This is a genomic window from Pseudomonas sp. 313 (assembly GCF_000316965.1).
In the GTDB taxonomy this organism is placed as follows: domain Bacteria; phylum Pseudomonadota; class Gammaproteobacteria; order Pseudomonadales; family Pseudomonadaceae; genus Chryseomonas; species Chryseomonas benzopyrenica.
Genome location: NZ_ANBZ01000020.1, coordinates 1 through 23,631, shown reverse-complemented (window position 1 = coordinate 23,631; position 23,631 = coordinate 1). Strand labels below are relative to the sequence as shown.

Genomic DNA, 23,631 nt, shown 5'->3' with positions numbered 1-23,631 from the left:
ATCATGTTCGAACGTATTCTTCGCTTCGCCATCGAGCAGCGCTGGCTGGTGCTGCTCGCCACGCTCGGCATCGCCGCCCTGGGGATCTACAGCTATCGCCACCTGCCCATCGATGCGGTGCCGGACATCACCAACGTCCAGGTACAGATCAACGCGGAAGTACCGGGCGCTTCGCCGCTGGAGGTCGAACAGCGGGTTACCTATCCGCTGGAAACGGCCATGGCCGGCCTGCCCGGGCTGGAGCGGACCCGGTCGTTGTCGCGCTCGGGCTTTGCTCAGATCAGCGTCATTTTCGCCGATGGGACGGATCTGTTCTTCGCTCGCCAGCAGGTGAGCGAGCGCCTCCAGGGGGCGCGCGAAGCCCTGCCGGAGGGCGTGGAGGTCAATCTGGGGCCGCTGTCCACCGGGCTCGGGGAAATCTTCCTCTGGACAGTGAAGGCCGCGCCTCAGGCGCGCCGGGCTGACGGCGAAGCCTATACGCTCACCGATCTGCGCGAGATCCAGGACTGGATCGTCAAACCCCAGTTGCGTACCGTACCCGGGGTGGCGGAAGTCAACACCATTGGCGGCTACGCCAAGGAGTATCAGATCGCGCCCGATCCCAAGCGCCTGGCCGGCTATCGCATCACCCTGGAACAACTGGCGGTGGCGCTGGAGCGGAACAACGCCAATGTCGGCGCCGGTTTCATCGAGCGCGCCGGGGAGCAGCTGGTGATTCGGGTACCGGGGCAGCTCGCCTCCGTCGAGGACATCGCCACCATCGTGCTGGCGACGGTGGACGGTACCCCGGTACGGGTCCGGGATGTGGCCACGGTCGGGGTAGGGCAGGAGTTGCGGTCCGGGGCGGCTACCGAGAATGGCGAAGAGGCGGTGCTCGGCACCGTCTTCATGCGGGTGGGCGAGAACAGCCGCGAGGTGGCCCTGGCGGTGGCTGGGCGCCTGGCGCAGATCAACCGCAACCTGCCGGAAGGCGTGCAGGCGGTCGCCGTGTACGACCGCACCACGCTGGTGGACAAGGCGATCGCCACGGTACGCAAGAATCTGGTGGAGGGTGCGCTGCTGGTCATCGCCGTGCTCTTCGTCTTCCTCGGCAATCTGCGCGCGGCGCTGATCACCGCGCTGGTGATCCCGCTGTCGATGCTCTTCACCTTCAGCGGCATGGCCGCGAATCGGGTCAGCGCCAACCTGATGAGTCTGGGTGCGCTCGACTTCGGCATCATCGTCGATGGCGCCGTGGTGATCGTGGAGAATGCCATTCGCCGGCTGGCTCATGCCCAGGAACGGCACGGTCGGGTACTCGATCGAAGGGAGCGCTTCCAGGAAGTGTTCGCCGCCGCCCGCGAGGCGCGCAGACCGCTGATCTTCGGGCAGCTGATCATCATGGTGGTCTATCTGCCGGTGTTCGCCCTGACGGGTGTGGAAGGCAAGATGTTCCATCCCATGGCCTTTACCGTGGTGATCGCCTTGCTGGGTGCCATGCTGCTGTCCATCACCTTCGTCCCGGCGGCCGTGGCGCTGTTCGTCACGGGTCGCGTGCAGGAAAAGGACAATCGACTGATGAGCGCGGCGCGGCGCGGCTATGCCGTCGCGTTGGATGCAGCCATGCGTCGGCGGCCACTGGTGTTCGCCGGCGCTGGCCTGAGCGTGGTGCTGACGGTGCTGCTGGCGCTGCGCCTGGGCAGTGAATTCGTACCTAGCTTGAGCGAGGGTGATTTCGCGCTGCAGGCGCTCAGGGTGCCCGGTACCGGCCTGGGGCAATCGGTGGACATGCAGCAACGCCTGGAGCGCTCCATCCTGGATCAGGTACCCGAGGTGGAGCGGGTATTCGCGAGGACCGGGACCGCGGAGATCGCCGCAGATCCGATGCCGCCGAACATCTCCGACAGCTACGTGATGCTCAAGCCGCAGGCACAGTGGCCTGATCCAGGCAAGTCCCGCGAGCAGCTGATGGCCGAGCTGGAAGCAGCGGCGGCGCGTGTACCCGGTAGCAATTACGAGTTGTCGCAACCGATCCAGCTGAGATTCAACGAGCTGATTTCCGGCGTGCGCAGCGATGTGGCGGTCAAGGTCTTCGGCGACGACATGGCGGTGCTGAACAAGACCGCTGCGGAGATTGCCAGGGTGTTGCAGAAGGTCACCGGCGCCGCCGAGGTGAAGGTGGAGCAGACCGGGGGGTTGCCGCTGCTGAGCGTGCAGATCGATCGTGAGCGAGCCGCGCGTTATGGCCTCAATGTCGGTGACATCCAGGATGTGATTGCCACGGCGCTCGGCGGACGCAAGGCCGGCACGCTTTTCGAGGGTGATCGCCGCTTCGATCTGATGATCCGCCTCCCGGAAACGCTGCGCAGCGATCCGGCGGTGCTGGCGCGCCTGCCCATTCCATTGCCAGCGGTGGAAGGCCGCGTCGAGTTCATTCCCCTGGCCGATGTGGCGCGCCTGGAAACGGTGCTGGGGCCGAATCAGATCAGCCGTGAAGACGGCAAGCGCCTGGTGATCGTCAGTGCCAATGTTCGCGATCGGGACCTGGGTAGCTTCGTGGCGGATGCCACCGCCGCCATTACGGACCAGGTACGGATTCCCGCAGGCTACTGGACCAGTTGGGGTGGCCAATTCGAGCAGTTGCAGGCTGCCGCCGCCCGCCTGCAACTCGTGGTGCCGGTGGCCTTGCTGCTGGTGTTCGTGCTGCTGTTCATGATGTTCGGCAATCTGCGCGACGGCCTCGTGGTCTTTACCGGTATTCCCTTCGCCTTGACGGGCGGAGTGCTGGCGTTGTGGTTGCGGGACATTCCCCTGTCGATCTCGGCAGGCGTGGGTTTCATCGCGCTGTCGGGCGTCGCGGTGCTCAATGGCCTGGTGATGATCTCCTTCATCCGTGGCCTGCTGGAGGAGGGCAAGCCGCTGGACATCGCCGTGCGCGAGGGGGCGCTGGTCCGCCTGCGGCCGGTGCTGATGACTGCGCTGGTGGCCTCGCTGGGCTTCATTCCCATGGCCCTGGCGACGGGCACCGGCGCAGAGGTACAACGGCCGCTGGCGACCGTGGTGATCGGCGGCATCCTGTCTTCCACCGCCCTGACGTTGCTGGTCCTGCCCGCGCTCTACCACAGTGTCCTGCGCCGTCGCGAACAGCCCGGGGAAGGATGACAGGATTGTAATGCGCGGCTCATCCTGGCGTTAGCCGCGCCCCTCTAGAGTGGCTCTCATACCCACACTGCACCCTAGAAGGAGAAACACCATGACGTTCCTTAAAACTGCCCTGTTTGCCGCCACCCTCGTTGTTGCGAACCTCAGCTATGCCGCAGACGGCAGCGAGCGCTCGATCTCGCACAACGAAAATTTTCGAGAGCGCCAAGCGGCGCTCCAGCAGCATCGAGAGACGCATGAGATGGTGGCGGAGGAGGTCAATCAGTCAGGTAAGCAAGATACAATTAAAAAGACCGACTAATTTTAACAGCCAAAATTGGCATTTTGTCGCTTGTGGCTTTTTAGGCTCTGACTGAGGGTATGGTAAGTTTTTAAGCAGAAGTACCGTACTCGAATGCCTAGGCTCAAGGACAGGCAGGGTGGCCAACTAGATAGCGCTAGGGACATACGAGCATGAGAGGCACAGTGTTGCAGCTGATCAAGAATGCTAAACGGCAAGGAAGCATCTCCGATCTCACTTCGTTCCGTCCGTCTGGTTGGTCAATAGGCCCCAACGTACTGACCTGCTAGTGCCGCGCTCGCGTCGTATTAATTAGGACATAGAAGCACCCATCGAAGTGTAGCGTCAGATTTTTGATATCTGCCGCGGCTTGAGCCGCGTGAAGACACGAAGCAGATCTCCATCATCACAAGGGGGGCGATGCGCATAAAAATTCGATTGTACAGGCTTGGCGAACCAAAAATTTTAATCGACATGAGTAGCGGCAGTTAGGCACCGGCTGCATCGATGGCGCCGATGTGAATCGGCCCCGCTTTCCTAGACACTCTCCAAGCTCTGGAAATAGCGTTTCTCAAACTCTATGGCGATAGCTGCCTAGCGCTGCCGTGCCATCGTTTAGGGTTATAAGACATCTCGATGTAATCGTACACATTACTACGGGCTTCTTCGCGGGTGCCGTAGGTTTCTCGTCGGATGCGTTGGCGCTTCAGCAACTGGAAAAAGCTTTCCTCCACCGCGTTGTCGTGGCAGTTGCCGCGTCGACTCATGCTGCTGATCAGGCTGTTGGCCTTGAGGAAAATCTGCCAGTCCGAACTGCTGAACTGGCTGCCAAGGTCAGAGTGAATCATCACTTCCTGCTTGGGCTTGCGCCGCCACACCGCCATTAGCAACGCATCAATGGCCAAGTCGCTGCACATCTGTGGTTTCATCGACCAGCCAATTACCTGGCGTGAAAGCAGATCCAGCACCACCGCCAAGTACAACCAACCCTCATAGGTACGGATGTAGATGATGTCGGTGACCCAGACTTTGTTCGGTTCACCGACGTCGAACTGCCGCTCCAGGCGATTGGGCGAGGCCACCGTCGGCCTGCCGCCGTAGTAGCCGGGGCGCTGACGATAGCCGGTCTGCGAGCGCAGCCCTTCTTCCCGTATCAGGCGAGCCACACAGTGCCGGCAACAGGACTCCCCCAGCTCACGCAGATCGTTGTGGACCCTGCGGTAGCCGTAAACTCCACCGTTTTCCAACCAGGCATGCTTGATCAATCCGCGCAGGAGCTGATCTTCCTTGGCGCGTACGGATTTCGGCTCGGCCAGCCTGGCGTAGTAACCGCTGGGATGCACCTGGAGCGTCTGGCAGAGACGTCGCACCGGGTACTCCACCGACAGCTAGCTGATGAAGGCCTACTCCAGCCGGACTCCTTGGCAAAGTACGCGGCGGCCTTTTAAAAATGTCTCGCTCTTCGGTCACCCGCTTGAGTTCGGCGCGCAAACGACGCAATTCGGCATGCTGATCGTCTTTTTGCTGCCGCTGTTCTTAGGGCTTGCCGTAGCGCATGATCCAGGCATACAGGCTATGCACCGACATGCCCAACCGCGCCGCTACCTCAGTAACGGGGAGGCCACGCTCGGTCACTAGCTTGACCGCTTCGATTTTGAATTCTTCGGGGTAACGTTGGTCGCTCATAGCACCTCCTAATGGGCGTCATTATGAAGCTTGGAGGTGTCTACGAAACTAGAGGCGATTCAGTTGGGCGATAGGTTAACTATCATAGCTGCGCGGCTATTCCCAGAAATTAGACCCAAAAAAAGGGTGCCAATTGGCACCCTAAGACGTACACCCTAACCAAAGGAGAACAAAGATGTACGTAAATAAATTTCAATTAAAGCAGGGAGAGGGGGTATTCGGTAATGATCCTGATTTCATCTAGGTCTGACTCAAACTTGCTTGCGCGCGTGGTAGCTTGTCTCAACCGGAATGATAGATCTTTCGCAGGTCCGCTCTGCACTACATAGCGCGCCTCTATATCACGCTCCCAGCGATGTTGGTTTTGTAATGGTAGACCATTCTCGTCACGCCGCATATATACGGAGTTTGCGTTCGAGTAGTCCGCATTCCAGCCCTTCCCATATCGGGCCATCAGAGTTAGCCCAGGAATCCCATACTGCGCAAGGTTTATATCATAGCGTAAAAGAACTGACTGCTCTTTCGGGGAGTTGAAGTCACTATACTGAATGGAGTTGTTAAGGTAAATTGAGTCAGATTGTCTCAGGTAGTCGAAATCGTTGTCCCCGTTGTTTTGCTGGTAGCTCATGGTTATAGAGTGCGCACCCGCTACAATGCCACTGCTAACACTCCAGATATTTGTGGAAAACTCCCCAAGAAACTTTCTACCGTCGTCGACCGATCTATAGAAGTTTAACCCCGCTGTTAGAGCTAGATTATCGTTAATAGGATAGCTGGCGATGGATCCAAAATAGTATTGGCGCCAGGAATTATCTAACTTGCTTGTATAGAGGCTGCTTGTGAGGTACTCATTTATCTTGTACTCACCGCCGAGGTAAGAAAGGTAAGACGACTTCACTTGACCAGCATAGAAGGTTACAAAATCACTTCCCGTCTCGCTTTGCTGCGGCTGGCTCATGGCGTGTAAACGCCCGCCATTAATAGTTATGGCGTCGAAGCTGTTGTTCGTTGCGGTAATGCCTTTAAAGCTTTGTGGAAGTAGGCGTGAGTCGCCAAAATGCACAACAGGTGTAGTAGGGAATACGTCGCCAAGCTTTACCTCAGTATCTAAGAATTTCAACTTTACGGCGCCAAGTAATTTGGAGTACTCGGTCGTGGGATCACCGTTCGCGTCTGCGGGAAGCAAGTTAACGCTACCGCCCTGGCCCGTTCGGCCCCTTCCGCTGTCTAAACGTAGGCCAAGAAGCCCAACTGCGTCTACCCCAACGCCTACGGTACCTTGTGTATATCCTGATCTATAAAAGGCTAATAGACCATGCGCCCAAGTTTCAGAGTAGCCGTTGCCTGCAGAGTTTGCTTGGCCCTTTCTAAAATCCCTATTGAAGTAATAGTTCCGATTCATAATTGAAAGTGAGCTATCTTCTAAGAAGCCTCCAGAGTTTTCTGAAGCTGAATTCGCACTCACTACCTGCGGTATAAAAATAAATGGAATTATTAAGGTCTTTATAACGTTGGTTTGCAAGACGGTGCTCCTTTGGGGTGAGGCAGGTCGATACTGATGTATTTTTTGTTAGTCCTGTGATTTTCAAAGAGTAATCCTTTCAGGACGATTGCTGCTAAATTACAATTTTGTAATCTTAATATCGAGTTCTCATTCATAACAGTTTTGTAATTGCAACGTCATTCTCTCGATATGCGTTCTAGGTAAAGTAAGGTCAAGGTTTTGGATTTCGACTAACTCAAATGATAGAGGTGCCGTTGTGAGATATAAACAGGCGGTCTTAGGTTCTTTGCTTATTTTTTCTTCTTTTGTCTCGGCGGCTAACGTTGCTAGTAGTCGCTATCCAAGCATTCCCGCTGATGCCGAGCGTGTAAATCGTTTACTTAGTAGTGGGGCCGATGGGAGGGTTCGGGTGCCATTCAAGTCTGAAAGGTTTCATGTTGTTGATGCGCGGTTTCAGGATAATACGAATTAGATATTTAAAAAGTTGAGGTCATTGATTCGTTGACGGCTACAGCCAGTTTTGCTGGCTGTGCCTCTGGTTATTAATTAGCCTGTCGAAGGCTGATAATCTTGTAAATTCTCCCTCAACTTAACCTAGAGTCAGTTGAAGTGGTTTGGTTTTCAGAGTTAAAACCTAAGGGCTTAAATTATGATTTTAGCAAAAATGGCTTTTGTAACGCTCCTTTTTTCCGTATCTAGCTTGCTGTACGCTGCTGATGGCGCAGAGCGGTCGATACAACGAAACGAGCAATTCCGCGCGGACCAAGGTAGGGTTGATAGAGATCGTGCTTATCATCGAGCATTAACAGAAAAAGAGAATACAAAGCTTAACAAAAAAACTGATAATTGAGTGGCTTCGGTTATCAATCTGCACATCTTTTGATTCTTCGGAGGCAGATGAAATAGGGTGTCTAAAGATTGCCTATTAGCTGATACTGATCCATCGTCTCGATCATACTATGGGTACGGTCATCGGACTAATGTCGGCATTTTCTATAAGTATCACATGCTCAGTACGGTCTCTTAAAGTTGTATAGATAGCTGTGGCATGTATTCAGAAAGCTATGAAGTAGCATCGAATAGCTGGTGACTATGTGATACGAGTGTCGCTTGAGATTAAGTTATACTGACACTATGGCTTTAATATAAGAGGTTTAGATAGGTGTAATAAAGTTAATCGAGAACGCTGGCAGCACCAGCAAGGCGGCACGGGTATTGAGCGTAAGCCAGCCCGCTGTCAGCCAGGCGATTCGCAAGTTAGAAACAGCGACTACGTCAACACTTAACCTTGAAGGCCGCTTAATGACTGCTCTTGGCTGGGCGTCGGGTGGCGAGGCATACAAGTAGGCATACACGGTTGCTGATAAGCTGAGCTGGATCTGATGGTTCCAAGGTCTTTTCTTTTCGTGGAAGGAACCGAATCTTTGTTAGAACGTGGCTGCTTGCGGTCTATTCGAGTGACAGCCATTGCTTCTGTGGTCCACAACGACTAAAGACAAATTTTAATAATTAATTAAGTTTATTATAAGCTAGAGAATTTCTGTGTGACTCTTTGGTGGCTTAATTTGAAATGAGCGTCGGGAGTAACTCCGCAGTATGATTGCTGATTAATAAGAATTTGCTAAATATCACAATCCTCATTGTCTGTTATGGTCATTCAATTTTACAGGGCTTACGTGTTTGTGGGGATTAATGCTCTGAGCTTTCTCATTACTTCATCGCGTTCCGCCTCACTTCCATCCTTGAACTTTTGTAGTTGCTCGAATAGTGCGTAGTCTGATAATGCTTCAGGCTCAAACCCGAATTTTCTGGTGTATCTGTTAAGCTTACAGATGCCGATTGTAAACCAGCCCTTGTCAGTTTTGTCGGAGTAAAGCTTGTTTCGATGTACCTTTATATGCTCGTCGTATTCGTCTATCGACGGATGAACAATTTTGAAACGCTCAGAGGATTTTGGATAATTTGTAGCATCCCCGTTAAGAGTTTCCGTTTCTTCCTCGTTTAGAATGGCTTTATCATTTTTTGCAAGATTGCAGTCTGCGCAGATAACACATAGATTTTTGGGTTCAAATAGAAACGCTACATGCTTCGATTTTGGCAATATGTGCTCCACAGTCGCGTTTCCTGCGGCAGTTACGGACAAAGTTCCCTTGCAGTAAGGACATACTCCTTTCTGCTCAAGACGGTAAAATTCACGGACTTTACTGCGTAACTTCATTAGCTCATCTTTAGACCAGTCTTTATGGTTGTGTCCCTCTTGTGCGACTAAATCGCTAATTATCTGTTTATCCTCATCGTCTAAAATATAATGGTTATTTATCAGTGGCATAGTATTGGCACACATCCACAACAGTGTTGATCAGCTCAAAATTTGGATCCGCTGCTTCCAGTTTGCGCTGCATTGTCTGTAGCTTTCTCATCTCGGCTTTTATCTGGTCGGATATGGTTTTTTCCGATCTGATTTTTGTGAGCAATGAAAACGCTAATCTGGTGATGTACTCGTTCATTATCCCAGGTGCGTCAAAAAGCTCTGCCAGCTGATAATCTGCGGATTTTTCTAGGTAATCATTTGATCGATGGAGTTTGTTTTCGTCAATCACTGTTATGAAGCAGTTTTCGGCAGAAAGTCGAGAAACAATCTGGGGTGAATGCGTTGCTATTATGAAATGGCACTCTTTGTATTGAGAGAAAACAGTCGTTAGAGTTTTTATGAACTGTTCCTGCCAAGCTGGATGTAAGCTGATCTCCGGCTCATCTATTAATATCAAGGATCGATGTTCGATCTGTCCGGCAATGCCTAGTGTCATTACGAGCATGCATTGTTCGCCGGAGCTGTGAAGTGACCCCCGAAAGCTGGACACCACCTTGGAGGTGCCCATGCCCAAGTATTCCCTTCCTTTCAAAATGAAGATCGTCGCCCAGTATCAAAGGGGAGACCGCACCTACGGCCAACTTGCCAAAGAGCACCGCGTCAGCGTGGTACAGGTAAAGGGGTGGATTGGCACCTACGCCAGTCACGGAAAAGTAGGTCTACAGCAGCGCTATCGGTACCACAATGTCGATTTTAAGATTGAGGTTGTACGGCAGATCGTCGAAGGGCTATCCATCCGACGGGCAAGCGAGCGGTTCAACCTCAATCGCTCCCAAATGCAGCGCTGGGTCAACGCGTGGCAGCAGTATGGTATCGAGGGGTTGGCCAGCAAACGTAGAGGTGATGCCTTGCCCCTTTCTCCCACTCCAGATCCATCCGCTTTCAAGTCCAACGTCGCAAGCCCCGTCCTAGAGCTGGAAAGGCAGGTGGCCTATCTGCAGGTGAAAAACGTTTTCCTGCGCAAGGCCATGAGCCTGGGTCTCAAAGACAGCGATTTGGACAATCGGCAGAAGGCACTTATCGTGCAGGAGCTACGGTCACGGTATCCGCTTGATGCGCTTCTCAAAGGGGCAGGGCTTCCTCGAAGCAGCTTTTACTACCACCTCAACGTTGCACGCCAACCGGACAAACAGCATGCGCGCAAGGAGAGCATCCGAGCGATGTTCGTCTGTCATCGGGGTCGCTATGGCTATCGTCGAATCACCCAGGCATTACGCAACGAAGGGCAGCAGATCAATCACAAAGCGGTACAACGTTTGATGGGCGAAATGTCTTTGAAGTGCACGTTGCGACGTCGTCGTTACCGCCCCTTCACAGGGCCTGAGTCCTACGTTGCCCCCAACCTTCTAGAGCGGCGCTTCACCGCACCGCAGCCCAATCAGCGATGGGCGACTGATATTACCGAGTTTCGCGTCAATCAAGATCGGCTTTACCTGTCGCCGATCCTTGACCTATTCAATAGAGAAATCGTGGCTTATGAGATAAGTGAGCGCGCGACGTTCAATATGGTCTTGCGAATGTTGAAGAGCGGAATAAAAACGCTTCGACCTGACGAGAAACCGCTGATTCACTCCGATCAGGGTTGCCACTATCAATACCCTGCCTACCAACAGACGATTCGCCAGCATGGCATTACCCAGAGCATGTCCAGGCGAGGCAATTGTCTCGACAATGCAGCGATGGAAAGCTTCTTCGCAGTGCTGAAATCCGAGCTCTTTCACTGCGCAAAATTTGCCACAGTGCAACAGTTAGCGGCGGCAATTCGAGACTATATCCACTACTACAATCACGAGCGCATCAAGCTGTTACTGGGAGGCCGCAGTCCCGTCGGATACCGCAAGGCAAAAGCGGCAGCCCGCGATGACTGTAGCTAGTGGAGCGCTTGCCGTATCGCTCTCTCGAGATCTTCGTACAGCCAAGGCTTTTGCAGAAAGACGACGTGGGCGGGAAGCTCGGCACTCACCGAGTACTCATAACCTGTCGTGATGATCGTCGGCATGTCCGGCCAGCGGCTCAAGAGCATCTGGGCAAGCTCTGCCCCTTTAAGCTGTCCAGGCATCAGGTGATCGGTAATGAGCAAGTCAGGACGCAGGCCGCCTAGGACAGCAACGAGAGCATCATCGCCGCTGGCGAAGTGGTGGAGCGTCGCGCCGTTCTCTTTCAGGAAATCATCCAGAATCTGACCCAGCGTCAGATTGTCCTCCACCACCACAACACGTATAGCCGTAAGGTTCAGCATCAGCTGCTCAAGGGTGAGGTCAAACGCTCATTTTAACAGGTGCCTTGAGGACTTACCTCATCACCGGTGTTGCTGGTATCAACGGCACCTACGCTGCTGACAACCGCTCTCGAATGACCTCTTCGATCTGCTGGTAGGTCCAGGGCTTGGCGATAAAGGCTGCGTTAGGGGCCAGGCTGTGATGCTCAGTACCGCTATAACCGGACGTGAGCACCACCGGCAGCGCAGGCCAACGGTCCGCTACGATCTGCGCCAAGTCAAAGCCGTTGAGCCGCCCGGGCATCATGACGTCAGTGACAACCAAGGCGATCTCACCGGCATGCTGTTCTAGGTAAGACAAGCCATGGTCGGCACGGTCAGCCGTTACGGCGGTGGCGCCCATATCGGAGACGATTTCTGACAGAAGCAATAGCAAAAGCGGTTCGTCGTCGACGACCAAAATCTGAAGTGGGAGCAAAATTGATCACTTGAAGGCTACAGCCGACATATTGGATGGCAACGCCTGGTAGACCGTCCGATGCTGGTGCCGTTGCTTGAAGTTGACGGATGGTCAATTATCGAGCACCTGTCTGACTTTGACGGCCAGATCCCGCAGCGTAAAGGGCTTGGGCAGCAGGGCGACCCCCTGATCCAACGTCCCGTTGTGGACGATGGCATTACGGGTGTAGCCCGTGGTGTAGAGCACCCGCATAGAGGGTTGCGACAGGCCGATCTGATCGGCCAATTGACGCCCCGTCATCTCGGGCATGACAACATCGGTAAACACCAAGGAGATCTCCGGATGCTGGGTGAGCAGGTTGAGCGCCATCGCGCCGCTGTCGGCATCAAGCACCTGATAACCCAGCTCCATCAGGGACTCGACCGATATGACGCGCACCCGCGGATCGTCTTCCACCACAAGGATCAGCTCGCCTTCCTGGGCGACCGGAATGACATCGGTCGAAGTAGCATAACGCTCGGTAGGTTTGGCATCACCCCGATAGCGCGGCAAGTAGATCTTGACCGCGGTGCCATGCCCAAGCTCGCTGTAGAGCTTGATGTGGCCCAGTGATTGTTTGACGAATCCATAAACCTGCGAGAGCCCGAGTCCTGTGCCTCGGCCTACGTCCTTGGTGGTGAAGTAAGGTTCGAACACCCGCTTAAGCGTCGTCTCATCAATCCCACTTCCGGTATCCGTCACGGCCACCAGGACATACTCGCCCGGCTCGATTTGGTGCTGGCCTGCATAGTAGTCGTCGATGTAGACGTTGCCGGTCTCAACGGTGATGCGGCCGCCGTCTTCCATGGCATCCCGGGCGTTCACGCACAGGTTGAGGATGGCTTGCTCCAGGCTACCGATATCGGCCTGTGTCAGCCACAACCCGGCGTGCCGGACGAATTCCACCTGGTAGGCACTGCCCAGGGTTCGCTGCAACATACCTGAGAGGCCGGTGACCAATCGATTGAGATCGACCGGCTCCGGCGACAAGACTTGCTGACGAGAAAAGGCCAGCAGCCGATGCGTGAGTTCCGCAGCGCGGGTAGTACCTTCCAAGGCCAGATAAGCATAGCGATCCACCTGGGTGTCGCCCCGCTGTAACCGGGCTTGCAGCATGTTCAAGCCGCCCATGATGACGGTCAGCATGTTGTTGAAGTCGTGGGCGATACCCCCGGTGAGTTGGCCGACCGCTTCCATCTTTTGAAGCTGGCGCACCTGATCCTCGGCGGACTCGCGGGTATGTCGTTCATCGCTCAAATCTTGGCGTGTTCGATCCAGTGCGACTTCCTGGCTGACGTTGACGGACCGTAGCGCTACGGCGTCCTGCTCGAAACGAGTGGAGCGGCTCTGTATCGCATCGACGTCTGTACAGCTCGAGAACCAGCGGATGACTTCTCCCTCTAGGTTGCGGATGGGCAAGGCACGGCACAGGCACCAGTGTGGCCCCTCACCTACGGTCTGCATCTGGAAGGTGGCCTCCCAGTCGCGCTCGTCAGCCATCGCCTGTGCGCGCTCAGCAACGATGTGCTGTCGCGCTTCCTCAGCGATAAGTGAGTGCCAGCCATTGTTGACCAATTGCTCGGTCGAAAGGCCGGAGAATGTCTCCCATTGAGGGTTGAAATAGAGGTCGCGGCCCTGGACGTCCGAGATCCACACCAGTTGAGGGATGCTCTCTGCGAGCTGCTGGAATTGCTGAGCCAGCTGTTCCGTGTGCAGTTGCCGGCGCTGCTCCGCTTCGACCCGATCCGTCAGGTCACGGATGACTTTCACTACACCCACGAGATGCCCCTCGTCCCACATGGGCATCATCAAGCCACTGGCCCAGAAGCACTCGCCATCGGCGCGCAGGTGCCAGCGATCATCAATGGCTCGTCCCTGACTGATCGCTAGGCCAATCTCTCGCTCTGGCACCCCCATATCGCGGTCTTCAGCGGTGAAGAACCGGTGCATGGATTTCCCCAGCATCTCGTCCCGTGACCACCCCAGAATCTGGTGAGCGCCGGCGCTCCAGTCCGTGATTCTGCCGGTCATATCACCCACGACGATGGCGTAGTCCAGCGCGCTGTCGAGTACAAGACGACTGGAGCGCTCGGCGCGATCGAGCCGCTTGCGCAAGTCAGCATTTTCCCGACGCAATTCGTCGAGAGAGAGAGCGTTTCGATCCGAAGCCAAAGAAAGCGCCTTGTCAGCGAGTGACGGCTAAAGTTGAAGGTGCACCAACCGGCAGCGCTGCGAAGCCTGATACCGGCATGCTTGACGGGGCAGCTCAAGCGCAATATCGCCTGAACGCGGTCAGATTAAGATGATTATTAGGGGTTGCCAATGCCACTGTCTTTACTCGACGGCATCTGCATCATGGCGGCGTCCCGATGAGCTCCCGCATGCGCGCGGCCAAGACGTCCATAGCGAAGGGCTTGGTCAGCACCGACATGCCCGGTTCCAATTGGCCGTTGTTGAATAGCGCATTCTCGGCAAAGCCGGTGATGAACAGGACCTTGAGATCAGGTCGACTGGTCCGTGCAGCATCGGCCATTTGCCGGCCATTCATGCCACCCGGCAGGCCGACGTCGGACACCAGCAAATCAATGCGCACATCCGACTCCAGCACCTTGAGTCCGGAGATACTGTCGGCGGCTTCAATCACGACGTAGCCCAACTCCTCCAGTACCTCTGTAACCAGCATGCGCACCGTGGGCTCATCGTCTACCACCAATACGGTTTCACCCGTACTCGCGGTCTCACGCTCGCCGAGATGACCTGCTATGACGTCAACATCAGCTTTGCCGACATACCTAGGCAGGTAGATGCAGACCATGGTGCCATCGCCTTCCTCGGAGTAGAGGCGAACCTGGCCTCCAGATTGTTTGGCGAATCCATAGATCATCGATAGGCCCAGCCCCGTCCCCATGCCCAACGGCTTGGTGGTAAAGAAGGGGTCGAAGGCTTTGGCCATAGTAGCCTTGGACATGCCCGAGCCATTGTCCGAAACACACAGCGACAGGTACTGACCGGCCGGAATGTCGTGCATTTGGCCACCGCGTTGATCAATCCAGCGATTGCCCGTTTCGATGGTGATCTTGCCACCGCTGGGCATGGCATCCCGCGCATTGATACAGAGGTTGAGCAGGGCATTTTCTAGCTGCGACGCATCAACCAGCGCCGGCCACAGCCCGCAGGTGCCGACGCTTTGCACCTCGATAGCGGGCCCGACCGTACGCTGAATGAGGTCGAGCATACCGCTGACCAGCTGATTGATATCGGTCGGTTTGGGGGCGAGCGTCTGCCGACGCGAAAAGGCGAGCAGGCGATGAGTCAGCGCCGCGGCGCGCTTCGTGGCGCCCTGGGCGGCTGTGAGATACCGATCCAGCTCATTGACGCGGCCTTGGCTGATCCGCGCGGCCATCAGTTCCAGTGATCCTGAGATGCCGGCCAACAGGTTGTTGAAGTCGTGAGCCAATCCACCCGTCAGCTGGCCGACTGCCTCCATCTTTTGCGCCTGACGCAGGGCTTCTTCGATCTCACGCTGGTCAGTCAGGTCGCGGCCGACAAAGTGAAATAGCTCGGTACCAGGGTCTGGCGCAGCGGTCCACATGATGGTGCGCCGCTCACCCTCACGGGTGATGACGCGGTCTACGAAGCCCGTGATGGTCTCGCCTTGAGCCAGACGCTCTAATACCTGTAGCGCGCCAGGGTGATCCTCGGGATCTACAAAATCGATGAAGGGACGACTTAATAGCTCGCTCTCGCTCCACCCCAGCAGCTGCTGCCAGGCCGGGTTTACGATCTTGAGGTAGCCTGACACGGTCGCGCTACCCATGAGGTCGTTGGTGGTTTCCCAGACCCGGTTACGCTCGCGGGTTCGGTGCACCACCTGTTGTTCCAGCGTCGCATTCAACGCCTGCAAGCGCTGCTCGGCCCGTCGGCGCTCGACGGCGTAGCGCGTGAGCTCAGCGATATCCCTGACGAAGGCAATCTCATCCTCTCGCCACTGCCGGGGATGTGCGCACACGACAAAAAACGCGGCGACAAAGCGGCCGCGCTCCATCATCGGAAAGTTAATCAAGCTCTGGACGTTGATGGCCGAGAACTGAGTGACCTGATCGTGAGTGCGAGGATCCAACGCCACGTCATCGATGACCACAGTCTGACCCCGGCGCAGATCCTCCACATAGGAGCCGTACTCCTCGAAGAGGTAGCGGCCGGCCAAGCGCGTGCCGCTTCCAGCCGTCCAGTCCCGCTCAACGTGGACATAGACGCCGTCCTCATCCATGACCGCATAGGCCGCGGCTTGAAGATCAAGCCGCGCTCCCATCACCTGAGCGGCCATGGCCGCCATGTCGAGCGGGTCATCCAGATCCCGGATGCGATCCTTGAATACGTTCAGAAAATCACGTGACTTGAGCCGATCTCGCTCCTCCTGGCCGGTCTGGATCTGCAGGCAGAGCTGCTGGTTGGCGCTCTCCAATGCTTGTTGCTGCTGAACCGGCCTCGTCGTTTCAATGCAGCCGCCTAGAAAGCCGCCTACCGTACCGTCATCCAGACGAATAGGAGTCCAGAAATAGGTGAAAAAGGCGTCTTCGGCGTAGCCCAGGCGCTCGAGACGCAATGGAAGATCACTCTGCGTAAAGGCGTCGCCGCCGTAGGCACGCGCGACCAAGGGCGCAAGCTCCGGCCAAACCTCCGGCCAAGCGTCTCGGAAGCTCTGGCCAAAGGCAGCCGGATGGCGCAAACCGAGAATAGGCGCACAGGCGTCGTTGTAGAGATAGGTAAGGCTATCTCCCCACACAATGAACATCGGGCTAGCCGTGCTGATCATCAGGGCAGCACTGGATTGCAAGGACGCAGGCCAATCCTCGAGCCTCCCCAGCGGAGTAGCGGACCAGTCATGCTCGCGCAAGGCGGTGACCATCTCACTGTCAGGCAGATACGGAAGCGTGTGATCGAGCACGGCAGTAGCTCTCAGGTGAGATGGATGATCAAGAAAAAAGCGGCTTCACAGCAAATCGAGCGAACCCAAACGACGAAAGGGTTAGCGGCAGAGCCTGTCGAGCACCGGGGCGAACGCGTGAAGATTTTCTGCGACGATGGCTTGCACATCGTTCAAGGCGGACAGATAGGCAAGCGCTTGCCGAAAGTGCAGTTCAAGCCTCTTCAAATCAAGCGCCTGATCCCTGTAAGCGACAAAGCCCGCCATGGCAAAGGCTGCACGATCATTAGGTAGGGGAAGCAGGATTGGTGGCATCTATCAGCAGGCTTGCTGGCATGCGGCCATTATGGTTATCGCGATCATCGCTTTCTTAGATGATAGCGCTACAGATCTTGTGGGTCGAGTCAGAACGGGCCCGTCCACTGATGACCCTCAGTCAGGTCACGTTTAGGCATAGAAGGTGATCACTCACCGCAGCTGTCTCGACAGCTTCGCCGATCGTGTTCACAAGCTGAGCACTTTTGAATCCGTAGGGCTGCACTCCCCATGCACAAGCTGTGTCTACCCAAAGCCTTTACCGCCTGAGAATCCATGCTATATCGAGACGACTATGACTATCGGCGACAAAGAACTCCGCTTAGGTAACATGCTTCACCCTAATCTGAGCATCACGCTCAAGGACCAAATATGCGCTGATGCCTGCTCCAGGGAGCAAGTGATCAGTGGGCTTGGAAAGCGTTACCTGGCTGAGCGGCCGGACGAGGATGAGACTCTCACGGAAAGGAGCCCCTCGACCCGAGCCACGCAGGGCTCGGCCTGGTGAGAGATCCCGACAGCCGTCTAGCTACTGCTGTCTTGGTACTAGGAAACCTAGTGATTGGGATTGCACTGCTCTCATCTTTTTATGACTTTTGGTAGCTATCTAGGCTGAGCGCCGGTAGTCACCTTGCGTAGACTGCACCCTGACACAACACTGCCACTGGGGACGTAAGCCCGCCTGCTCACGGCATGAAGTGTAGGTGTGTAGTGGTCAACTAATCCCGGACACTGGTTTAAGTCGTTCCTCGGCAATGGCGGGCGGTAGCCCGCCATTGAACTGATGCGGCCGTTGCCAGTTGTAGCGTTGCATCAGGAACCGACCGATGTCCTGTTGTGCCTGCGTAGCACTCAGGTAACCCTGGGTTGGTATCCATTCCGTCTTGAGGCTACGGAACAGCCGCTCCATGGGTGAGTTGTCCAGGCAGTTACCTCGTCTACTCATGCTCTGGTTGAAGCGGTAGCGCCAAAGCCGCTGGCGAAAGCGTCGACTGCCATATTGGCTCCCCTGGTCGCTGTGAAAGAGCACCTCTCGAGGCCGACCGCGCTGCTCGTAAGCCCTGTCCAAGGCCTGGATGACCAAATCAGCATCAGGCGTGGCGGAAAACGCCCAGCCCACGACGCGACGGGCAAACAAGTCCATGACTACCGCGACGTAATGCCAGCGACCCTGCGCCCAGACATAGGTGATATCGCCACACCACACCTGGTTCGGTGACGAAGTCTCGAAGGTTCTCTCCAGTCTGTTGGGTATGTCTGGCCGTTCTTCGGTTTTCCGTCTGCAGACAGGCGCGCCAGGCTGCTTGCTGACCAAGCCCATCTCGCTCATCAGCGCACGCACCTTGAATCGCCCAATCACGATGCCTTCTTCACGCAGTTGATGCGTGAGGCTTCGGCTGCCAGCCGCGCGGCGACTCTGGGTAAAGAGTTCGCCCACTCGCACCCGCAACGCTAGCCGGGCAATGTCCGGTGAGCGCTGCCTGCGACGGTAGGCGTAGTAGCACGAGCGGGTGACTTCAAATACCGAGCACAGCAGTTCGACAGGCGCTTCGCTGCGAAACTGATCGATCAACGCGAGCGCTCGTGTTCCTCGGCCATCAAGAGCGCGGTAGCCTTTTTTAGGATCGATTTCTCCCGCTCCAAGCGATTGATCCGCGCTTCCAGCTCCTGGATCTTCTGCTGCTCGGGCGTAAGGGCCTTGCTCGCCGGTGTGACTCCGCCGCGCTCTGCCTGCAGTTGATTGACCCATCGGCGTAGTGCCGACTCGACCAGCCCAAGCGAACGGGCTGCATCGATACAGCTGTAGCCCTGATCCAGTACCAAACCTGCGGCCTCGCGCTTGAACTCGGGCGTAAAAGAACGACGTTGTTTGCTCATGGAACACCTCTGTGTGGCGATCATCTTCGCCTAAAAAGGTGTCCGGGGTGAGTGGACCACTACAGTGCAGCCCTAGAGGCCGAGAAACAGTTTCAGGCCCGTCTATTGCAGCTAAATCCCAGAAAGTCAGAAGCGTCTAAATAGGCCTACATCTCCGCCAGTTAGCACGCCGCCATCTGCGTCGCGCGATTTTCTGATCAATCTATACTTAGGCTTTGGGCTCGGTCAGCCCCCAAGGCATTGAGCCAAGGCCAGCACGGGAGTTCTGGCCTTTTTCTTCTGGGCCTAGGGCGCTCACATTCGGCTTGCCAAGAGAGCCGTATCGGCCTCAAGTGGGAGATGCGACCCTTTGCGCCGCAACTCATTGACCGCATGCAGGATGATCATATTGGTCTGGCCAATATCTTTCATGATTGACCACTCGATGACGCGGGATACCATCGCGGGCACCGAGGGATCCACCAAGCACACGAGCCAGCCGTCAGCGCGCCAATCCAAAAATGATTTCACCGGTGGGTCCAGGGCTTCCAAGCGCTCTCGTAAGCTATCCATCTTCTAGCCCTCAGTCGACATCACGCTATATCAGGCTAGTCGAGAACGGATAGGTCGCAACGAGCTATCGCAAAAAGCAGGTAGGAATGGAGGCAACGACTTGTTTTCCATGAACAGTCATGCGCTGGATGGCCGTCGGCGGTGATGCCCTTGCTGGGAGAGCCCCCTTGCTTTGAGTAACTCGATCGATGAAGCTCGATCCCGATGTCTAACTTTCGGGGGTCACTTCACTGGCCCTTCTTAGGGACAATTCTCGAGTGTCACCGGGCTCGTGTTCTTTCCAGATTTTTAAATCAAAAAGTTTTACTATGTTGTGATTTAGCAAAGTTAGCACAGCCATAGCGAAATGCTTGTCAATAAATCCTTCTCGGTATCTGCTTATATAGTCAAAGTCTAGTTTGAATAGGCTGTCTCTCTTGGTGTCCAGCCTTTCCATTGTGTAATTCAGAGCATGTGCTATGTCGTTTTTTATCTCTTGCGGTAAAGATCTAAAGTTTTCAAATATGCGATCTTCAAGTATTTCTTCAAAACTATCGTCTATTGCGTTGCCACGGGTGTCCGTAAGCAATATCCCTACATCTTCGTAGTCGACAAAGTATCTTTGATCCGGGTTTTCGGGATCCTTTATAGCAATTTTTCTGTTTATGTTTAATTTGAAAACAAAGCTTAGTTTTGCCTCAATTTTCAATAGTCTGAATATTTCGTTTAAATTTTCGTGTCTCTCAGACTCTAGATACTTGTTTATTAGTCCTTTGGTGGCTGATGACATCAAGGCCATGGCATTCGTCGCATACATGCCGGAGCTGCGCATGCCAATATAAGAATATATTGAGCGGAAGCTAGTAGTTTTGCTCCTGGGTACGCTGGGGAATTTATCAAAAGGGCTAGTTGATACGGCCAAAATCTTTGATGGAATAAAGTCATTGGCACGAAAAAAATAAGTGCTTTTCTCGTCAATCATTTTTGAGTAATTAGAGACGATTTCGCTTAAGAGTCTGCTTTTTCCTGTACCATTTCTTCCAATAATAATTGAAAAGCAGTTTTCATCTTCAAATAGGCTCTTCTCTGCTAGCGGTATAAACCTATCTTCAAAGGGGAATTCGATGATGCGTCCCATTCTGATCCCTTGCTATGCCAATATTAGGGCCGTTGGTACCTCTCGATAACTGTTAGGTCTATCCTAGATAGCTGCCTATACGGTTGCTTCATCGAGGCGCTCATCATCGTGCAGATTGAATCCGCTTTGGTGAGCGGCGACGGAAAATCCCATGGTGGTGCAGGGTTTTGCAGGTTTTTCGTTGCCTATCAAACAATAGTCTAAGCCACGTCCCATGTGGAAACGTTCGTCCTGCAGGGGTGCAGAAAAACCGACACATTTAGCCCGCAGGTGTGGCGGGAGGACAACAGCGCGCGCCAGGTGATAAGGCTGTGGTGGCCGGTGGCGTTCACCTGGGAACGCAACGCTTGTCGGCCGCCGTCAGGGCACCGCCAAACCCTCTGCTTTCGAGACGCCAGCCAAGGATTCGATGATCCGGCATTCCGATATGGTCCCGCCGTGGCAGCACGCCAATAGACGTTGCAATTCGCCCTCTAGGGCTTGCAGGTCGGCAAGGCGCTGCCGCACCTGTCGTAGGTGTTCTGCAACCAGACTATCCACGGCATCGCAAGGCGCCTGCTGCCGATCCGCCAGGCCGAGTAGCTCACGGACTTCTTCAAGGCTGAAGCCCAGGGTGCGGGCACGTCTGACGAAGAGCAGCCGATCCCGTTCGGCCGGGCCGTACAGCCGGTAGCCAGATGCTGAGCGCATCGAGGTCGGCAGCAAGCCTTCTTTTTCGTAGTAGCGGATGGTGACGGTCTTGGTATCCGTGGCCTTCGCTAGCTGACCGATGGTGTAGGCAGAAGCGTTCATGGCATTGACCTTATAGTGACTATAACCCTCAGCCTAAGCCAAATCCTGAGTGTTGCAGAGAGGTTGCCATGGACAGTTGCTGCGAAAACAAGGCTGGTGAGCTGGCTCAGCTGCGGAGTCGGCAGAGTCGAGTCCTCTACATCGTGCTGACGGTCAATGCTGTCATGTTCGGGGTGGAGTTCACTGCCGGTTGGCTGGCCGGCTCGACGGCGCTGCTAGCGGATTCCCTGGACATGTTCGGCGATGCCTCGGTCTATGCCCTGACGCTGTTCGTGTTGCATCGGAGCGATAGAGCACGCGCTGGTGCTGCCCTGGTGAAAGGTGGCTTCATGCTGCTGTTCGGCGTGCTGGTGATTGCGGACGCGGTGCGCAAGGTGATCTTGCAGGAGGTGCCCCAGGCTGACTGGATGGGCACTGTCGGACTTGTTGCACTCTTGGCCAACACCTACTGCTTCTATCTGCTGTACAGCCATCGGGCGGACGATCTCAACATGAGGTCCACCTGGATCTGCTCACGGAACGATCTGGTCGCCAATACCAGCGTGGTGCTGGCCGCCGTCCTGGTGGCTGTCACTGGCAGCCTCTGGCCAGACGTCCTGGTCGGCCTTGCCATCGCCGCGCTGTTCCTGCACTCGGCTTGGCAGGTTAGTCGTGAAGCCTACGGCGCATGGCGCCGTGGTGCGGAAGGGCAGGTTGCACGGCCACAGGAGGCACGACCCGCTTCAATGCAAGATAACCCTGCGCCTTCATGCTGCGGAAGTAAGGCGCTAGCTGTCATCGCTGAGCCTGAACATCGCGCTTCGGTAGCTGCTTGCTGCTCCTCCAATGGCAGGTGTGGCGAATGACGTCGAATGAGAAAGGCCGCCCGTAGGCGGCCTGTCGCTGGCCAGGAAGAGCTAGGCGGTGCGCTGCTGGCCTTTCTCCTCGAGCAGCACAAGTAGGTTGGCCCGCTTCCGGGCGAGCATTGTGGGACTCGATGCTTCCTGGCCCGTGAGTTCGTAGGCTACGGCGGGAAGCACCTGCAGCGCCTGTTCGTGCGGATCTGTGTCGGCCGGCTCGAGCCCGATCCCAGCCGCGTCCACCAGCTTTGCCAGCAAACGTTCGAAGCGTCCTCGGGCCGCTTGCTCGCAATCGCTGCTAGCGACCATCCCTTCGCCTAGGACTGCGCGGAGGTGCCGTGCCTGCTGACGTCCTGCCAGCTGTAGCCAGGCGCGGCCCTCGTCGCTTGCGAACATCGCAGCGGACGCGGCGGCGAGACGTGGGCGTAGTTCTTGGCCGGCTTGGTCTGCAAGAACCGGTGCAGCCCTTCAAGCGGGTTGTGCGTGGCCCGCCCGGTGACCCTGGCAAGGTCGTAGATCTCCTTGCAGAAGCGGCGCACGTTGCCCATCTGGTCGATGATGCCTTTGCGCTCCATGCCCCTTAAAAACTCCATCCACTCGATGGGCATGATGTCGGTGAAGGGACGCGGCCCGTAGGCCGGGAAGACATGCAGCTCGAGGGCGCCGATGATTCGTCGGGCGGTGCCTTCCTCCCAGCGCGGCTTGCGAGCGTCATACCACTCGCGAGCCAGCTTCTCGAAGGTGTTGGTTGCGGCCAGCGCCTCGGCGGCCTTGCGCTCACGTTTGGTCACCATAGGGCTCTTGCCGCTGGCGGCCTCGGCTTTCAGCTCCGCAGCCTTGGTGCGGCGGCGGCACCGGTCACGGCAGGGTAGGCGCCCAGGCCAAGCCAAGACCATTTGCCGTCGGGCTTGTTGTAGCGAAGCTCCCAGCTTTTCTGGCCGTTGGGTTTGACGCGGAAGTACAGGCCGTTGCCATCCTGCTCGCGGTAGACAGCGGCTTCAGGCTCGAGGCTGGAGAGGGTGGTATCGGAGAGGGAGCGACGCTTGATGTCCTGGCGCTTCATCCTTGTATGCCTTTGGTTCGAATTTTCCCGCGGCATACACATCGGCATACACGGTGCGGTGGAATGACCAGAGACTACATGGAACCACCAGAAACAACAAAGCCCGCACTGGGCGGGCTTTTGAGGCTGTTTTTAGTACCACTTGGGGCAACCAGAAACAAGGGAATGGTCGGAGCGACTGAATCCAGCTCTTTCACCGAACGGGTGGCCGGCTGGTCGCAACCGAGGAAGCGCACGCCCTGATGGTGGACGATAAGCTGTTCGTGGGCATGGATGCCATCGAGCACCGGATCAAGAGCCTGAAGCAATCCGGTACTGGAAGGCTGGCCATTGCGGTGCATCCCGTGGTCGGCAATACCTTCACGCCTCGGGCGCTGGCGGAATTTGATCTAGCGGAGCGGGATATTCGCGTGTCCTTACGTGTGCAAAGCTCGCGAGAGGTACATCAA

18 protein-coding genes and 3 pseudogenes are annotated in these 23,631 nt (G+C 55.9%); 7 read left to right on the top strand and 14 right to left on the bottom strand.

The window, feature by feature from the left end; translation table 11 throughout:
* Positions 1–3 precede the first annotated feature (3 nt).
* Positions 4–3,141, top strand: a complete 3,138-nt coding sequence (locus C722_RS0101485; protein ID WP_017638792.1) for a CusA/CzcA family heavy metal efflux RND transporter — start codon at positions 4–6, stop codon at positions 3,139–3,141.
* A gap of 91 nt (positions 3,142–3,232) precedes the next feature.
* On the top strand, positions 3,233–3,442 hold the full coding sequence (locus tag C722_RS0101480) for a hypothetical protein (RefSeq protein WP_017638791.1): 210 nt from the start codon (positions 3,233–3,235) through the stop codon (positions 3,440–3,442).
* Between the two features lie 516 nt (positions 3,443–3,958).
* Here C722_RS0101480 and C722_RS24520 read toward each other — a convergent pair.
* A pseudogene (locus C722_RS24520) lies at positions 3,959–5,107 on the bottom strand (IS3 family transposase).
* Positions 5,108–5,303: 196 nt separating this feature from the next.
* The gene (locus tag C722_RS0101465) at positions 5,304–6,599 is read right to left on the bottom strand and encodes an OprD family porin (protein ID WP_231357420.1); all 1,296 of its coding nucleotides are present in this window, start codon (positions 6,597–6,599) and stop codon (positions 5,304–5,306) included.
* Between the two features lie 1,170 nt (positions 6,600–7,769).
* Between C722_RS0101465 and C722_RS26875 the strand changes: the two genes are divergently transcribed.
* Positions 7,770–7,958, top strand: a complete 189-nt coding sequence (locus C722_RS26875; RefSeq protein ID WP_081348011.1) for a LysR family transcriptional regulator — start codon at positions 7,770–7,772, stop codon at positions 7,956–7,958.
* 325 nt (positions 7,959–8,283) lie between these two features.
* Here C722_RS26875 and C722_RS26075 read toward each other — a convergent pair whose 3' ends face one another.
* Positions 8,284–8,940: an HNH endonuclease gene (locus C722_RS26075; RefSeq protein ID WP_074585320.1), complete on the bottom strand. Its 657-nt coding sequence runs from the start codon at positions 8,938–8,940 to the stop codon at positions 8,284–8,286.
* A complete protein-coding gene (locus C722_RS0101460) occupies positions 8,924–9,490 on the bottom strand; it encodes an AAA family ATPase (RefSeq protein WP_017638787.1) in 567 nt (188 codons plus the stop codon). The genes C722_RS26075 and C722_RS0101460 overlap by 17 nt, the downstream gene beginning before the upstream one ends.
* On the opposite strand from C722_RS0101460, the gene C722_RS25585 reads away from it, so the two are divergent.
* Positions 9,489–10,856: an IS3 family transposase gene (locus C722_RS25585; protein WP_017638786.1), complete on the top strand. Its 1,368-nt coding sequence runs from the start codon at positions 9,489–9,491 to the stop codon at positions 10,854–10,856. The two genes, C722_RS0101460 and C722_RS25585, sit on opposite strands and share 2 nt — an antisense overlap.
* On the opposite strand, the gene C722_RS0101450 is transcribed toward C722_RS25585, so the two are convergent.
* The 4 genes from C722_RS0101450 to C722_RS24500 form a co-directional block, all read right to left on the bottom strand.
* Positions 10,853–11,221: a response regulator gene (locus C722_RS0101450; RefSeq protein WP_017638785.1), complete on the bottom strand. Its 369-nt coding sequence runs from the start codon at positions 11,219–11,221 to the stop codon at positions 10,853–10,855. The genes C722_RS25585 and C722_RS0101450 overlap by 4 nt on opposite strands.
* Positions 11,222–11,309: 88 nt before the next feature.
* Positions 11,310–11,678, bottom strand: coding sequence for a response regulator (locus tag C722_RS0101445; RefSeq protein ID WP_017638784.1), 369 nt, complete (start codon positions 11,676–11,678; stop codon positions 11,310–11,312).
* 93 nt (positions 11,679–11,771) lie between these two features.
* The gene (locus tag C722_RS25395) at positions 11,772–13,814 is read right to left on the bottom strand and encodes a PAS domain S-box protein (RefSeq protein WP_017638783.1); all 2,043 of its coding nucleotides are present in this window, start codon (positions 13,812–13,814) and stop codon (positions 11,772–11,774) included.
* A 238-nt stretch (positions 13,815–14,052) separates the two neighbouring features.
* The gene (locus tag C722_RS24500) at positions 14,053–16,647 is read right to left on the bottom strand and encodes an ATP-binding protein (RefSeq protein WP_231893092.1); all 2,595 of its coding nucleotides are present in this window, start codon (positions 16,645–16,647) and stop codon (positions 14,053–14,055) included.
* Positions 16,648–16,671: 24 nt separating this feature from the next.
* Between C722_RS24500 and C722_RS24495 the strand changes: the two genes are divergently transcribed.
* The gene (locus tag C722_RS24495; RefSeq protein ID WP_026083568.1) at positions 16,672–16,920 is read left to right on the top strand and encodes a hypothetical protein; all 249 of its coding nucleotides are present in this window, start codon (positions 16,672–16,674) and stop codon (positions 16,918–16,920) included.
* Positions 16,921–17,656: 736 nt separating this feature from the next.
* Here C722_RS24495 and C722_RS0101420 read toward each other — a convergent pair.
* From C722_RS0101420 to C722_RS0101405, 4 genes are all read right to left on the bottom strand, one after another.
* A protein-coding gene (locus tag C722_RS0101420) for an IS3 family transposase (protein WP_085984295.1) occupies positions 17,657–18,819 on the bottom strand; the annotation gives its coding sequence in 2 pieces (ribosomal slippage) (positions 17,657–18,564 and positions 18,564–18,819; 1,164 coding nt in all).
* Positions 18,820–19,113: 294 nt separating this feature from the next.
* A complete protein-coding gene (locus C722_RS0101410) occupies positions 19,114–19,350 on the bottom strand; it encodes a hypothetical protein (RefSeq protein WP_132833187.1) in 237 nt (78 codons plus the stop codon).
* A gap of 229 nt (positions 19,351–19,579) precedes the next feature.
* Positions 19,580–20,488 carry a hypothetical protein gene (locus C722_RS26070; protein ID WP_132833186.1) on the bottom strand — a complete coding sequence of 303 codons (909 nt, stop codon included), beginning with the start codon at positions 20,486–20,488 and terminating at the stop codon, positions 19,580–19,582.
* A gap of 360 nt (positions 20,489–20,848) precedes the next feature.
* On the bottom strand, positions 20,849–21,280 hold the full coding sequence (locus C722_RS0101405) for a helix-turn-helix domain-containing protein (protein WP_017638776.1): 432 nt from the start codon (positions 21,278–21,280) through the stop codon (positions 20,849–20,851).
* Between the two features lie 68 nt (positions 21,281–21,348).
* On the opposite strand from C722_RS0101405, the gene C722_RS24490 reads away from it, so the two are divergent.
* Positions 21,349–22,125, top strand: a complete 777-nt coding sequence (locus tag C722_RS24490; RefSeq protein WP_017638775.1) for a cation diffusion facilitator family transporter — start codon at positions 21,349–21,351, stop codon at positions 22,123–22,125.
* A 51-nt stretch (positions 22,126–22,176) separates the two neighbouring features.
* Here the strand turns inward: C722_RS24490 and C722_RS0101395 are convergent, their stop codons facing one another.
* Both C722_RS0101395 and C722_RS24485 read right to left on the bottom strand, forming a co-directional pair.
* Positions 22,177–22,428 (bottom strand): hypothetical protein, encoded by a 252-nt coding sequence (locus C722_RS0101395; protein ID WP_017638774.1) that lies wholly within the window; start codon positions 22,426–22,428, stop codon positions 22,177–22,179.
* 104 nt (positions 22,429–22,532) lie between these two features.
* A pseudogene (locus C722_RS24485) lies at positions 22,533–23,182 on the bottom strand (tyrosine-type recombinase/integrase); the annotation flags it as partial.
* Between the two features lie 242 nt (positions 23,183–23,424).
* Between C722_RS24485 and C722_RS26525 the strand changes: the two are divergent.
* Positions 23,425–23,631, top strand: a pseudogene (locus tag C722_RS26525) (hypothetical protein); the annotation flags it as partial.